We start from the raw sequence: 14,097 nt of genomic DNA on the forward strand, positions 1-14,097 counted from the left end.
GATGATTTTATTTAAGTTGTTGTTTTGTATTGACTAAAAATTAAAAGAAAAAGCAAATCTTAAAAGCAAGATGGCTTTCTTTTTAGGTGGTTTAAATGAAAGAGTGGTTTTTAACAAGTGACTTGGTTGGAAAGAACGGGATGCCAGATACTCCCCAAGGAGTAACTAATAAAGCTAGGAATGAAGAATGGAAGAAACGAAAGGCTCCAGGGGTGAAAGGGAGAGCATTTGAATACCACAGAAGCAGCCTTCCTCAATCAGTTATAGACTCCTTAGAAAACAACGAGGTACGAGAGCCTTCCGGTGCCTATCTTGGTGATACTATTAAGATTCCTGTCTACGACGTCACGGTGTCTGCGGGGCATGGCTGCATCCCATACGAACAAGACCAAGCTAATGAATACGTAGCAATCCAGAAAGAGCTTCTATCGCTCTATGGCGTAACGAACCGTAGAGAGCTATTCATTCTTCCTGTAAAGGGCGACTCCATGGAGCCCACGCTCTATGAAGATGACCTGGTGCTGATACAACGGATAAATTTAGATAGCTTTTTACATGAAGGGGTTTATGTCATTCGTCTGAAAGATGACCTATTCATAAAGAGAATTCAATACAACCATATAAAACAGACACTTAAAATAAAAAGCGATAACAAAGAGTACGACGAAATGTTTTTCTCAGGAGATGACCTAAATGATATTGAGGTCATTGGTGAAGCGGTGCGTGTTCTGATGACGAGGATTAGAAAGGTTAGACTTTAACGCCTCACGTTTTAAATGTTTAAACTCGATTTAAACAGCGAACAAACAAAACAGACAGTGCTCACTTTGATAGTCTAAATTACATAAATTAGAAAGGATTGCTCAAATCAGCTAAAATTGCTCAACAGCCAAAAACGCAAGCGGGGCTCAAGACCTAAAATCTCAAACCCCGCACTGTATCTAGCTCCAAGCCTAATTTTCTCCCACTTGATCCCTTAAAGGTCAGCCTGATCCCTAGTCCCTACTTATTGTTCATATCATTAGTCTCTATACAAGCGTTGCTTCTGACTGAACGCTTTGCTGGCGAACTTGTCTCCCCAACCTAGGTAATCCCAGTAGTCAACGTGATAAGCGAGCGGAATGACTTGTGTCCAGAGTTTCGGATGATCTTCAAAAGTGCTGAGGTATTCATCAGCAGGCGGACAACTCGAACAACCTTCAGAGGTAAAAAGTTCGATAACCTGCGCAGGCTGTCCTTCGTTACTCCACGTTTGTGCAAACGACACAGAGGAGTAGGCACCAATTGGCAAGGCAAGTAAACAGAGTTTAATCAATGGTGAGTTGCATTTGGCGTGTGACATACCGTGATCCTTGTACAAAGCGAATTTACTGGCGCTCAAATACAGACCGTTATGCCTAAGTCTTTCTTTCAGGTGATGAGTTTCTTTCAGATGTCGGGGTTATTTCAGATGCTTAGTCTATTTCAGACACACAGCTTATTTCAGATATAAAGCTTTCTTTCAGATACAAAAACGCCAGCTTTAGAAGCTGGCGTTTTCTAATTCTGTATTTCTTTAATTCAATGCGTTTACGCTGGAATTAACGGTTGATACCGATATCGCGTTGCATGTGACCAGATAGGTCGCTTGCGTAGTAACTACGTGGAGAGTTGTCTACAAAAAGAATATCGAAAATGTGTGCAATCAATCCTTTGATGTTAACCGAGTAGGTCTTCTTATCCATAGAGTTAGGAACAGCGATAGTATTCATTTGCATTGCTTGAGCCATGATTGCCTCTCTATAAATTTGTTTATGTGGTTCGTTCTGATGACAAGAATAATAGGTGATCTTTTGCAGGTTAAAAAATGACTAAAATTAGAAATTCAGATTAGTTTTTCTAATAAAACAAGCCATTAACAATACCTTGAAATACATATTCACACTTGATGAGTAAAAATTCACAACAGCGCCTAAATCATGCATTTAGTACAAATAACCCTCAAGTAACAGCGGTCAATGTCACAAAAAATTTACATAAATAAATTTCAGTCTTCATTGACCACCTAATCCTTATCGAGTTTTCGATAAGTTATTTTTGTTTTAATTTACTTGTTCAATGTCTGGCTTCTTCGCATAAATCGACGCTATAACTGCAATCGTCATAGTAGAAATCAGAACAGCTAGCGACCAATACGTTGGGATAGCCCACTCACTGTCAACCAATAGCATTTTCACACCAATGAACACCATGATGAATGCCAGTGCAGGCTTCAAGTAGATGAACTTATCCATCATGCCTTGAAGAACAAAGTACAAAGAACGAAGGCCAAGCAATGCAAATACGTTCGCAGCCAGTACTAAGAATGGTTCTCGCGTAACGGCGAAAATCGCAGGAATAGAATCCAATGCGAACATCACATCCATGACCGCAATTGCACCAATCACCAACATCATTGGCGTCAGCACCCATTTAGTGCCTTGCTTGATCATCAACGCTGGGCCGTGGAAGTTTTCAGCTACAGGCATCACTTTACGAAGTAACTTCTCAGGTAGCGTATTCACGCTCTCCTCTTCGCCCTTGTCTAACGCCAGCTTAATACCCGTACCAATTAGGAACGCAGCAAATACATAAAGTACCCAGTGGTATTCTGCCAACAGTTGAGCACCTAATGCGATCATAATTGCACGAAGCACTAATGCGCCAATTACGCCCCAAAGAAGCGCACGAGGTCTTAGATGCTCAGGAACTTGGTATTGAGCAAAGATCATCGCGAAAACGAACAAGTTGTCTACACTAAGGGATTTTTCTAGCAAGTAACCGGTAATAAATGACACGGTTGCTTTTTGGGCTGTGTATTCACTATTCGGCGCATAGATGTCCCAAAAAAGGTAAATGGAACCAGCAAATAAAAACGCGAGCACAAACCAGAAAACGCTCCAAATTGCCGCTTTCTTGATGGTTACGCTGCCACCACGAGTCTGATAGATATCAATAGAGACGAGAATTACTGTCAGCAGGAAAAAGCCCGCATAAGTCGTCATAATTGGCGATGAAAAAAAGGATTCACTATTTGTAGATAATAGAGATTGAGTTGAGTTCATTATTCCTCCGGGCGGAAGAACTGTTCAAGACCTTCCGCAAACAAAACATATCAAGTTCCACGACGGATCTTGATTGTGATTGCGTTGGTCTCGTTGAAGTGAAATATGGGATTTCACCTTTACATACCGGATAGACTCTTGGCCTAACGAGATGACGATATGTAAACTTGCGCTAACTACTCCCCAAACGCGTGGATAATATTCCTCTATCTTTGTTTCGTCTAGAAAAATTTTCGGAAATAAATAAAAAAGGAGCAAAACGCTCCTCATTTATTTCTATAGGTTTGTCAAAACGACATTCGTATTGATGCTGAGAATACTGCTGAGAGAATTACCCCCTAATACCGTTACTCAGTGATACAAATCCGTTACTCAATGATACGAATAACGAACGAGTCTTGTACGCGCTTTGTCTGACAGTTCACTTCAAGGCACGCTACGTTATAAACCCGCAGTAGGCACCAAGTACACCAACGCTGACCAAACAGACACCCAACCAACCACCGCTACTGCATCCAACCAATCTTTCTTATCCATGCTTATCTCCACAAGAAGGCGACCTGCAGGAATAAAGCATAAACAATGCCAAATTTATAAATAGGCAGAACTAATAATAACAATCACAAGTATTACCTGTAACTATCTAAAACACTCCAAACAATTCAGCGGCTCGTTGTGTTGCAGTGACCCTGGGTGGTCTTGTAGAAACTCGATGAAACAGTCAGCCATTGAGTCGGTCGTAACCACGCCATCACCTATCATATCCAAGACAGCGTTATAGCCCTCTTTTCCTTTCATGGTATAGGCTGACGACGCGCCTCGGTAAATACGGTCACGAGAAACAGCCTGCCAGCCCAATGCTTCAGAGTGAATTTCTAAATGGTGAATCCTATGCCCTAGAGGCGCTTCTTTGTGATAACAGAACCTCAGATTATGCGTATAAGGGAAACTGCCTGAACCTGTCCCTACAACGCCATTATCCAAAGCATTGTTGATTGCACCTTCAAGCATGCCTGCGATCGTTTCACCTTTTACTTCATACACACCAATGGGTACGGCAAACGGTAGTAGTTTTCCGGCAATATCGGCAACCGAAACATCACCACTATTCAGTGAATTTCTGACGCCGCCAGAATTATGAATCGCGAAATCGACTTCATGGCCTTTCTTATTCATCAAGTAGTGAAATGACTGAGCAACCAACGGCGCAAGTTGGCTTGGACCTTGTTCATCAGGAATACGCACATGGCGAAGTTTTGTATCGGCATGAGCGATAACTTGTTGCTGAAGCTTCCTAACTCTAGGCTGATATTTGTCGGTAAGAATGCTTTGTAGTTCAGGATCTTTCTTACATACCGCAATATTCTGGTGGTTGTTTAAGAACTCACACGCCATATCATGGGCGTCATCTTGTCCTACTTCACTCAGTTTCGCGTCTATAAACAGTCGACGGCCTAACAGCAGTTCGTTCTTACCGTTAAAGTGAGTCACTTTGCCTTCAGCATCGAACTCGATTTCGCAGTGTCCTAGGCTCATTGCGTGGAAACCCGCTTGCACAACATAGGTGTCACCGACTTTCACGCCGTAATCATCATCTTTAACTAAGCCAATACCAGAGAAATCACCTTGTAAGCGATGACTATGACCACCAACAATAACGCCAATACCAGATACATTGGCCGCTAGTTCTAAATCAGCCTCATAACCAAGGTGACTCAGTAGCACAATCTTGTTGATGCCTGATTGATGGATCTGTTCTATCGTGGCTTTTGCCGTTTCTAGCGCATTTTCAAATGGTGTATCGATATCTGGATTAGCAATGCCTGCCATCTTGTCGATGCTTAAGCCGAATATGGCAACCTTCTCGCCATCAAACTCTTTCGTTATAAAAGAAGCACTTCGCGTTTCAGTCAGATAAGGCTTAACAATTTCGTTGTCCGCTAAGGTATGAGTTTTATTGATATCCTCATTCGATAGATTCCAGTTACCGGCCAACAGCGGGAATTTGATTCTTTTCGCGAAAATCGCAACGGGCTCATTACCCATGTCTAGCTCATGATTGCCGAGCGTCATAGCATCTATATTCAGAGCATTTAAAAGGTCGGCGTTCGCTTTTCCCTTGAACAGAGAAAAGTACAAAGTGCCCTGGAAGCAGTCTCCGGCGTGTAAAAACAAGGTTCCAACCTTTTGTCGATGGGCATCTTGTTCTATTTGTTTGAAACGTGTTGAGATTCGAGCAAAGCCACCAGCACTGACATAAGGTTCAATGATGTGGTTGTTCATTTTAAGTGATAGCTGTAATGAGGTTGGTTCAAAGTATGAGTGGGTGTCGTTGATGTGTGCCAACACTATTTTTGTCGGCTTATTATTTTTAGTCATATTTTCTTCTCTCTTTGTCCCTTCATACTAGGTCGAGAATCATGACAGAATCGTGAATTTTATGAAACTGCACTGCAATAAATTTCTCTATATAGATCAAAAATCTCATTTTGCGCTGTATTAATAAAGAGCGGGTTTTGTGACAAATGAGCATACCGAATAAACAATTATCGATTATGATTAAAGATATCTGTTAGCTTTCAAATAATTAGCAGAGTCTTCCGTTAGGAGCAAGCCTATGCAACTAGAAAGAATAGAGATTTCTGGCTTTCGAGGTATCAAGCGCATGTCACTCGCGTTTGATGAGCTAACCACGCTTATTGGTGAAAATACTTGGGGTAAATCTTCATTATTGGATGCCCTTTCCGTCGTTCTTCCCTCTGACGGCGTTCCCTATCACTTCGAAATGACTGATTTTCATGTCGATTACTCAGTTTCACATCCACAGTCTCAACACCTTCAAATTGTTCTAGCGTTAAAAGCCAACGACAAGAGTGAACTCAATGCTGGCCGTTATCGCAAACTAAAACCAATTTGGGTACAAGATGAGTTCGGTGTCTTCCGTATCTACTACCGAATCAGTGCAACGTTAGAGCAATATGAGACCACGACACATTATGCTTTCTTAGATATAGAAGGTAATCCGCTTAAACTGCACCATTCAGAAAAGCTCGCTCAAGAATTGATGACGTTGCATCCAGTGATCCGCTTACGAGATGCAAGACACTTCGAGCGCCCATTTAATGGAAATGCACTTAACCATAATGCTCATCTCCCTACTAATGGCCACGCTAATAATGCAAACGGAAATGGGAACGGACATAATCACACGACCAATGGAAACGGCACCAACGGCAATGGACGTAAGGCTCGAATAGAAAAGCGAATTGATAATACCTGTCGACGATTAATGGCCATTCCTGGTCATGTAAACAAAGGCGAGATGCGCAGCAGCCTTGAGTCAATGCAAAGCTTAATAGAACATTACTTTTCATTTAAAAGCGCTTCTCGTAAGAATCCAAGAAAACCACGCGATGGTTTACTTTACTCTGCCGGAGCAAACGATAAGAGTATTCATCAACTTGTCGAAGAAACCAAAAATAAACAAACTCGCTTATTATTCATGGGTTTACTTAACGCATACCTACAAGCTAAAGGTCCGAACGAATTAAGACGGTGCGCGCGCCCTCTTTTGATCCTTGAAGATCCAGAAGGTCGATTACACCCTACCCACTTGGCAAGAGCTTGGAGTTTGATGCAGAAATTGCCAATGCAGAAAATTCTCACCACGAACAGTGGCGATCTTCTCGCTGCTGTACCTCTACAGTCAATTCGTCGATTAGTTCGCCACTCCGACAAAACCATCGCAAACCAACTCAATATGAACCACTTCAGTAAAGACGAATTGAGACGAATTGGTTTTCACATTCGATTCCATCGTTCTGGCGCTCTATTCGCTCGATGTTGGTTACTCGTAGAAGGTGAAACAGAAGTTTGGTTATTCAATGAATTAGCTAACCAGTGTGGCTATAACCTTGCCGCTGAAGGGGTGCAAATTATCGAGTTCGCTCAATCAGGGCTAAAAGCACTCATCAAGGTGGCACAAGAGTTTGGCATCGATTGGCACGTGGTGACTGATGGCGATGCGGCAGGTAAGAAGTATGCTGCTACCGTGATATCAAAGCTAGGGAACGATCAAGAACGACACCGCCTCACTGAACTGCCTGACAAGGATATTGAGCATTACTTGTATATGAACGGATTTGAAAACTTTTTCCGCGACATGGTAAAAATCCCTTACGACCATCCTATCCCAGCGAAAAAGGTGGTCGCTAAGGTTCTTAAAAAACATGCAAAGCCCGACTTAGCCTTAGCGATTGTTTCTCATTGCGAGAATCAAGGACAAGAATGTATTCCATTGTTGTTACGGTGGACGTTAAAACGCGTAATCACCATGGCGAACGGGAACACTTAATACCTAACCACCTAATACCCAAGCACTTAGCACTTAGCACTTAGCACTTAAACGTAGCACCTAATTTATCTGATATCTGTTATTGGTTCTTCTACTGACAACGTCTTTAACTTACCAGAACCATTAAAACCAAAAAAGGCACACCAAACGGTGTGCCTGTATAAATCGTTATACAAATTAATTGGGGGTTATCTTGCAAGAGTTCACATTGACTAAGCATCTGCTGGCTTATTGGGCCGTTTCTGACCTTCTAAACCGCAGCAAACTGATTAAACCATCACTGATCTATTAAGCCTTCGCTTGCTTAGCGTGTTGCTCAACCGCTTCCGAAGATTGGTTCGATTTTTCGTGAAGCCACAGACCCGTAGCTTTCATTAAGTATCCAAATACACCACCAAGCAGCAAAGATGGTACTACAAGTTGCCAATCGCCACCTGCAGCAAACGTAGCACAACAACCAATGAAGGTGCCGGGGATATAACCTAACCACGCTTGTTTCGCTTGAATACACATAAAGAAAGCAACGATAGCGGTAATTACATAGCCTAAGATCTCTAACCCAGCAAAGGTTGAACTTTCGATAATCACCATTGCCCAGAATACGCCTGTCATGTTAGTTAATAAACTGCCCGCTAGTCCTTTCACGCCGCCTGTTGGAGAAGCAAAATAACTGGTGCAACCTAAGAAACCTGCCCATGACAATAAGCCGAAAGAGATAGCAATCCATCCCCATAGACCTGACAAAATACCTGTTGTTAATGAAATCGCGACTAATGTACTCATACTATTTCCAAAGCCTAATTGTAGGAATATCTACAACCGGATTTAGCCTCACTTAAAATCAAGTAAGCATATTATGGGAAGATAGCCTTTTTTTAGCCGATCTAAGTCACATTAATAATGTATGCGAATGTGTATTTATCATAAAATGGAGACCGGAATCGCTTATTCAACACAAATAGTTATCGGAATTTCGTCAATAGTTTTTGGTATTTTGTAAATTAAGAGCTACAAAACGGATGGTTTACCTTTCATCATTCGTTTCCCCTCTCGCTTAATACACTCAGCAAGTGGGTTCTCAGCCATATCAGCACGCCAGATAAAAGACAGTGTTCTTTCCATTTCTAACTCAGGAACATTCAACGTAACCAGTTGGCCTGATTCAACAAACTGTTCGACATCTAAATAAGGTAAACACGTTAAATATGGGCCGTTTGCAACCAAACTTCTTAAAACAGGAACGTGTTCGTACTCTCGCCAAACATCAAGATCGCCAATTAAATGGTGAATAGAGCTATCAAAAACTTTGCGAGTACCAGAACCGTGTTCTCGTAACACCCACTTAGCTTGCTCCAATTGCGCCAAACTTACACGTTCACGCTTCGCAAAGGGGTGATGAGCCGAAGCAACTACCGTTAAATGGTCAGTACACCACACTTCTTGGTGAACTCGGTTGTCGTCACAGCGACCTTCGATAACGCCCAAGTCATATTGGTAATCTAATACACCATCTATAACTGCGTCCGTACTTTGCACACCAAGCGAGATTCGCATCTCTGGAAAGTCGTTATCAATAATACTGATGAGGTCTGGAACTAGGTGTTCAGCTGGGGTTTGGCTAGCACCTAATTTGAGTTCACCACTCAATAAATGCTGCTCATAGAAACCCATCTCAATCTGTTGTGCATCTTGCAGTAAACGCTTCGCTTTTGGCCTTAGCCACATGCCCCAATGAGTGAGGGCCATTTGCTTGCCCTGCCTTTCAAACAAAGGCCTGCCGAGCATTTTTTCCAACTGTGCAAGAGACATACTTGTCGCCGATTGAGTCAACGCTAATCTGTCTGCTGCTTGACTAACACTCCCGGAATCTGCCACTGCATCAAATACCGCGAGTTGCTTCAATGAATAACGCAAAATTCATCCTTAATTCTTTTAATAACTTATGTCCTGCTGCTCGTTTTTTACTAAGCCGATGAGCAATCAATTTCATTCTACGCGTAACCAAATCTATATCAATAAATTTGATGTGGTTTCTAAAAATTATCAATTTTACCTGTACCTCTCAACCCCCTAATCTGTAATGGCAGGACCAAAGGGCTCTGCAAAACATTACTGATTAACCATTACGGATTAACCAAGTAATCAACACTAGGAAATTAGACATGACGGATTGTTCAAGGGGGGTATATGGCAACCAGCACTTCTGAAAACCATCAACTGTTCTCACCAACAGAAATGATGGCGGAAGCAGAGAAGTTTGCATTAAGCAAAGCAAATAAAACCAGCAGCATGACATTGAGTTTGGCAATCATGGCTGGCGCATTCATCGGGCTTGCTTTTTTATTCTACATCACGGTTACCACCGGTAGCGCTGATGCTGGATGGGGTTTAAGTCGTTTAGCCGGCGGCGTCGCATTCAGTATGGGTTTAATCCTGATTGTTATTTGCGGTGGTGAACTGTTTACCAGTTCAGTGCTATCAAGCATCTCATGGGCAAACAAACAGATTACTTTCGGAAAAATGCTTTCTATCTGGGGCAAGGTGTATGTAGGCAACTTTATTGGTGCGATGTTCCTTTTAGCTTTAGTAAGTGCAGCAGGCTTGTATCAACTTGATGGCGGACAATGGGGGTTGAACGCTCTAAATATTGCTCAACACAAGCTACATCATAGCCCTGTTCAAGCTTTTGCTTTAGGTGTTCTTTGTAACTTATTGGTGTGCCTAGCTATCTGGCTAACGTTTAGCTCAGCAAATGCGATGACTAAATCGATGATGACTGTCTTACCAGTTGCCATGTTTGTTAGCTCAGGCTTTGAGCACTGTGTAGCAAATATGTTCATGGTTCCACTAGGCATCACGATTCAAACATTCGCACCAGAGAGTTTTTGGATGCAAATCGGCGCGACACCAGCCCAGTACGCAGACCTAAACGTCATGAAATTTGTCACCGCAAACTTAATACCAGTGACAATCGGCAACATCGTAGGTGGTTCGGTATTGGTCGGCTTAGCCAATTGGAGCATCTACCGTCGCCCACAACTTAAAGCAGCAAAAATTACCGCTATTACACAAACAACAAAAATTACGTCAGTTAAGGAAATCACTATGAACACAGCAACAACTATCAAGCAAATCATGAACACTCAACCAATTACACTTAGCGTAGAAATGCCTACATCCGTTGCGATTGATTCACTTTTAGACGCTCAACTTGTTAGCGCTCCTGTTTGCGATGTTGAAGGCCGCCTTGTAGGTATCTTCTCTGTTCATGACGTAATGGTTGACCTTTGGTGCCAAGACTACATTCCGACTAAAGGCCAGAAAGTAGTAGACCTAATGAGCCGTGACGTAGTCGCTATCTCTGCTAGCGATAAGTTGGTCGATGTTGCTGAATTCCTATGTATCGACAAAGAGCAACTTTACCCTACTACAAGCATGGGCTACGCAACTCGCCTGACTTCTCTTTCTCTAGAAGAGCGTGCAAAAGCGATGAAAGTAAGCCAGCCACATATGCTTCCAGTACTAGAAAATGGCGTAATGGTCGGTGTGTTGACTCGTACAGAGGTAATGCAAGCGCTACGCCCTATCTACGGTGACCGCCTAAACGTGGTTCCACAAGCTGAACTAGAAACAGCTTAACTAAAGAAGGATGAGCTAACGAATACTAACTTAACTAAAACAAGGCTGGATGATTAGGGATTAGTCGTTCACTTAAGAAAATCAGTCATGGCAACGTTGACTGGCTAGAAGTAAATGGTGGCTTAAAACGTAGTAAAAGGTTTGACACAAAACAAACCTAAACGCGTGGCCATTTACCTCAATAAAAAAGGCGCAAAGTGAATACTTTGCGCCTTTCTCTATTTCTAGCTGTCTAGCTACTTGTCCTTTTTCTAACTAACCTGCTAGTTGATATCGACCAAACTTTTGATGTTTCTAAAAATGTTGATACCAATCAGCGATTGTTGATAGTTAGATTACTTCTTTACACCTTCAACGTGCAGATCCATGTCTACGTAGCTTGAAGCGCCCATTACTGGAATGTTGAAGTCAGCAAGCTCTAGGCGAGTTGTACCAACAAAACCAGCACGCTCCCCGCCCCATGGGTCCTGACCAGCACCAATGAATTCAGCTTCGATAACGATAGGCTTAGTAACGCCGTGAAGTTTAAGGTCGCCCATTACTTCAAGTTTACCATCGCCTTTATCAACCACTTTTGTGCTGCTAAATGTAGCATCAGAGAACTTGCTTGTATCGATGAAATCACCGCTACGGATGTGCTTGTCACGTTCTGCGTGGTTTGAATCAAGGCTTGTTGTATCGATAGTCACGTTTACTTTAGATGCTTCAACATTGCTTTCATCAAATGAGAAATCACCTGAGAATGTGTTAAAACGACCTTGGATAAAGCTGTAACCTAGGTGGCTAACTTTAAAGTTAACTGAAGCATGTGCACCTTTTGTATCAATCACGTAATCAGCGGCGTTCGCAGCGAAAGGCATTGCCATAGCAAATGCTAATCCTGTAGCGATAATTGACTTTTTCATTTTGAAGCTCCTATCATTTTTCGTAGCGTATCGTCTTTGTCGATAACGTGGTGTTTTATCGCCGCCAAAGCGTGTACTGATGCCATGATGATCAGTACCCATGCAGCGTAGTAGTGAATCGTTCCTGCAAGATCGGATTGATTTTCAAACAGTTCGCCCATACTTGGAACAGTGAACCAATTGAATACGTCGATCCCGCGGCCATCTGATGTTGAAATCAAATAACCTGAAATAAATAAAACGGCTAAGTTGAGGTACATAAAACCGTGAGCAATCTTAGCTGCTACTACTTCATAGCTTTTACCTTTCACCTTCGGTGACGCGGTAACTAGCTTCCAAAGTAAGCGAATAACGGTAACACTAGCCAGAATAATACCTACCGAACGATGGTAGTCTGGCGCTGTTTTGTACCACTCGCTGTAGTATGAAAGATCAACCATCCATAATCCCACACCAAATAAGCCAAAAATCGCGAGTGCTGAAATCCAATGCATCGCTCGAGCTAATGGGTTGTAATTTCTAACGTTGTTGTCCATGTATCTATTCCGAATGTTAACGAGTAGTGTAGTTTTGAAAAGCGTACCCTACACCAAGTTTATGTAACATATTATTTACCAAGCTTTACATTAGTTACATCATTTCAAACTAATCGAGTTATTCAAATTTTTTGAACAAGTGGTTGTTTTTTTGAACCAGTCACTCTTTTTTCGAACAAACGCATATTGCCTTTAAATTTCAACGATTTGTTCGATTTCATAAAGCTCATCTGAGATATCTAACATTTTTCGCTCCATCACTTGTTGGGCATCTGCTATCCCCTTGTTGTAGTAAATCGCACCCAACTTTTTACTTATGAAGTCAACCAGGAACTCTGTATCGAACTGGCCTATTTCTACATCGAGCTCATCTTGCAAGTACTTTTGAAGTGCATGAGTGACTTCAGACTTTTGTTTTGAATCTAATTGAATAGTCATAAATATTTCCAAATAAACTGGTAGTAGAAGAATTGTGTTTAGCTGACTAAGATTATGTTTGTTAGCTGTAATCCTGGTAACGCACGTAACCTTGGTAACTCACGATAATCCGGGTACCCACCACTATAATTTAGGTAACCACCACTATAATCTAAGTAACCAACGTAATTCTGGTAACTCATTATAATTCCTCATAATTTAGAATACAGACCATCAGAGTGCCAGTGCTATCCATAAAAATGGCTTTGAATAGCTAATTTTGATAGAGGGATCAAGAACTCACACTTTGTTGATAGGTAATGGCACAGAAATTACCGTACTATTGCCCATCAATAAGATAGTAACTGTGTATAAGGGACTTCATTGTTATTAGATCTAGTGATTAAAAGCGTCAATCAGTTTCAGGATGATTGTCTAAAGCTCTGTGAACACCATTACCCCACGGTACACAATCAAGGGATTAGTGAGCATCACATAGGTAAAGCTTTTGCTCGACGGATGGAGCATACCTTCGTTAGTTTTGATCATGCCAGTAACATAAGCCCACTTGAAATGCTTTCCTCGGGAGATACCCCTCGTTACTTCCGGATTTCATCTGAAATGGGTACGGTTTGGGTGATCAGCCATCATATGGTGAGTGGAGGAAAAACCTGTCGCAAAAAGCTGATGTTAGACATTCATAAATGGCAATCCGAGTATGGATTTGCCATCCAACCTAATGACCTTTTAATCATCGTATCCGACCACTGGATAAGCCGAAGTAAGACCAGCGGTGAGCTTTTACATTGGTGGATGGGTGAATTACCGGACGAGGTCTCCGAATACAGTCAACAAGGTATTACACTGCGAGAGAGTGAGTCTCAATTTGCAACTGACTTGAACAACAATTTTCGAATCAGTCCGTGCTTTATTAAGTTTGGACACCCACTAAAACGCTCAGGGAATCAACAATTAGTTCGTAAATACCTGCAACTTTATGCGGTACTTCAATGGCAATAAGAATATAGGTCAATTTTTTGACTTAATATTAAAGTGAATTTTTTTAAGCCTTTATCTCTATATTTTATAAAAGAAACCATTCTCCTGCTCATTAATTATTCAAAATTAAACTTTGAATAATTAATAGCTTATCGCATTACCTT

General features: G+C 41.8%; 12 protein-coding genes and 1 pseudogene. 4 read left to right on the forward strand and 9 right to left on the reverse strand.

Annotation, left to right across the window (positions count from 1 at the left end):
- Positions 1-95 precede the first annotated feature (95 nt).
- Positions 96-761, forward strand: coding sequence for a helix-turn-helix domain-containing protein (locus AACW75_RS10430; RefSeq protein WP_237297412.1), 666 nt, complete (start codon positions 96-98; stop codon positions 759-761).
- A 266-nt stretch (positions 762-1,027) separates the two neighbouring features.
- Here AACW75_RS10430 and AACW75_RS10435 read toward each other — a convergent pair.
- The 4 genes and pseudogenes from AACW75_RS10435 to AACW75_RS10450 form a co-directional block, all read right to left on the reverse strand.
- Positions 1,028-1,342 (reverse strand): annotated as a pseudogene (locus AACW75_RS10435) (DUF1223 domain-containing protein); the annotation flags it as partial.
- A gap of 238 nt (positions 1,343-1,580) precedes the next feature.
- A complete protein-coding gene (locus AACW75_RS10440; protein ID WP_017079198.1) occupies positions 1,581-1,769 on the reverse strand; it encodes a hypothetical protein in 189 nt (62 codons plus the stop codon).
- 312 nt (positions 1,770-2,081) lie between these two features.
- Positions 2,082-3,083, reverse strand: coding sequence for a TerC/Alx family metal homeostasis membrane protein (locus AACW75_RS10445; RefSeq protein ID WP_102576223.1), 1,002 nt, complete (start codon positions 3,081-3,083; stop codon positions 2,082-2,084).
- A 639-nt stretch (positions 3,084-3,722) separates the two neighbouring features.
- Complete coding sequence (locus AACW75_RS10450) at positions 3,723-5,462, reverse strand: bifunctional metallophosphatase/5'-nucleotidase (protein WP_145568824.1); 1,740 nt, start codon at positions 5,460-5,462, stop codon at positions 3,723-3,725.
- Between the two features lie 238 nt (positions 5,463-5,700).
- Here AACW75_RS10450 and AACW75_RS10455 point away from each other — a divergent pair, with 238 nt between their 5' ends.
- The gene (locus tag AACW75_RS10455; RefSeq protein WP_102551370.1) at positions 5,701-7,437 is read left to right on the forward strand and encodes an ATP-dependent endonuclease; all 1,737 of its coding nucleotides are present in this window, start codon (positions 5,701-5,703) and stop codon (positions 7,435-7,437) included.
- Between the two features lie 288 nt (positions 7,438-7,725).
- Here the strand turns inward: AACW75_RS10455 and AACW75_RS10460 are convergent, their stop codons facing one another.
- Both AACW75_RS10460 and AACW75_RS10465 read right to left on the reverse strand, forming a co-directional pair.
- On the reverse strand, positions 7,726-8,220 hold the full coding sequence (locus AACW75_RS10460; RefSeq protein WP_017074344.1) for a DUF1097 domain-containing protein: 495 nt from the start codon (positions 8,218-8,220) through the stop codon (positions 7,726-7,728).
- Positions 8,221-8,445: 225 nt separating this feature from the next.
- Positions 8,446-9,351, reverse strand: coding sequence for a LysR substrate-binding domain-containing protein (locus tag AACW75_RS10465; RefSeq protein ID WP_009845304.1), 906 nt, complete (start codon positions 9,349-9,351; stop codon positions 8,446-8,448).
- A 273-nt stretch (positions 9,352-9,624) separates the two neighbouring features.
- Between AACW75_RS10465 and focA the strand changes: the two genes are divergently transcribed.
- Positions 9,625-11,076: a formate transporter FocA gene (gene focA / locus AACW75_RS10470; protein ID WP_135457835.1), complete on the forward strand. Its 1,452-nt coding sequence runs from the start codon at positions 9,625-9,627 to the stop codon at positions 11,074-11,076.
- Positions 11,077-11,411: 335 nt separating this feature from the next.
- On the opposite strand, the gene AACW75_RS10475 is transcribed toward focA, so the two are convergent.
- From AACW75_RS10475 to AACW75_RS10485, 3 genes are all read right to left on the reverse strand, one after another.
- The gene (locus AACW75_RS10475; protein WP_029224957.1) at positions 11,412-11,981 is read right to left on the reverse strand and encodes a YceI family protein; all 570 of its coding nucleotides are present in this window, start codon (positions 11,979-11,981) and stop codon (positions 11,412-11,414) included.
- Positions 11,978-12,517, reverse strand: a complete 540-nt coding sequence (locus AACW75_RS10480) for a cytochrome b (protein WP_145568822.1) — start codon at positions 12,515-12,517, stop codon at positions 11,978-11,980. Before AACW75_RS10480 ends, AACW75_RS10475 begins: the two co-directional genes overlap by 4 nt.
- Before the next feature lie 192 nt (positions 12,518-12,709).
- Positions 12,710-12,955, reverse strand: a complete 246-nt coding sequence (locus AACW75_RS10485; RefSeq protein ID WP_017074348.1) for a DUF2164 domain-containing protein — start codon at positions 12,953-12,955, stop codon at positions 12,710-12,712.
- A gap of 363 nt (positions 12,956-13,318) precedes the next feature.
- Here AACW75_RS10485 and AACW75_RS10490 point away from each other — a divergent pair, with 363 nt between their 5' ends.
- Complete coding sequence (locus tag AACW75_RS10490; RefSeq protein WP_017074350.1) at positions 13,319-13,954, forward strand: hypothetical protein; 636 nt, start codon at positions 13,319-13,321, stop codon at positions 13,952-13,954.
- The last annotated feature ends 143 nt before the right edge of the window (positions 13,955-14,097 follow it).

Source organism: Vibrio sp. L3-7 (assembly GCF_963898195.1).
In the GTDB taxonomy this organism is placed as follows: Bacteria; Pseudomonadota; Gammaproteobacteria; order Enterobacterales; family Vibrionaceae; genus Vibrio; species Vibrio echinoideorum.

Excerpts from the sequence above, each read along its gene's own strand:
- AACW75_RS10450 (WP_145568824.1), bottom strand. The coding sequence starts at position 5,462 with ATGACTAAAAATAATAAGCCGACAAAAATAGTGTTGGCACACATCAAC.
- AACW75_RS10440 (WP_017079198.1), bottom strand. The coding sequence starts at position 1,769 with ATGGCTCAAGCAATGCAAATGAATACTATCGCTGTTCCTAACTCTATG.
- AACW75_RS10455 (WP_102551370.1), top strand. The coding sequence starts at position 5,701 with ATGCAACTAGAAAGAATAGAGATTTCTGGCTTTCGAGGTATCAAGCGC.
- AACW75_RS10475 (WP_029224957.1), bottom strand. The coding sequence starts at position 11,981 with ATGAAAAAGTCAATTATCGCTACAGGATTAGCATTTGCTATGGCAATG.
- AACW75_RS10480 (WP_145568822.1), bottom strand. The coding sequence starts at position 12,517 with ATGGACAACAACGTTAGAAATTACAACCCATTAGCTCGAGCGATGCAT.
- AACW75_RS10430 (WP_237297412.1), top strand. The coding sequence starts at position 96 with ATGAAAGAGTGGTTTTTAACAAGTGACTTGGTTGGAAAGAACGGGATG.
- AACW75_RS10485 (WP_017074348.1), bottom strand. The coding sequence starts at position 12,955 with ATGACTATTCAATTAGATTCAAAACAAAAGTCTGAAGTCACTCATGCA.
- AACW75_RS10460 (WP_017074344.1), bottom strand. The coding sequence starts at position 8,220 with ATGAGTACATTAGTCGCGATTTCATTAACAACAGGTATTTTGTCAGGT.
- focA (WP_135457835.1), top strand. The coding sequence starts at position 9,625 with ATGGCAACCAGCACTTCTGAAAACCATCAACTGTTCTCACCAACAGAA.
- AACW75_RS10445 (WP_102576223.1), bottom strand. The coding sequence starts at position 3,083 with ATGAACTCAACTCAATCTCTATTATCTACAAATAGTGAATCCTTTTTT.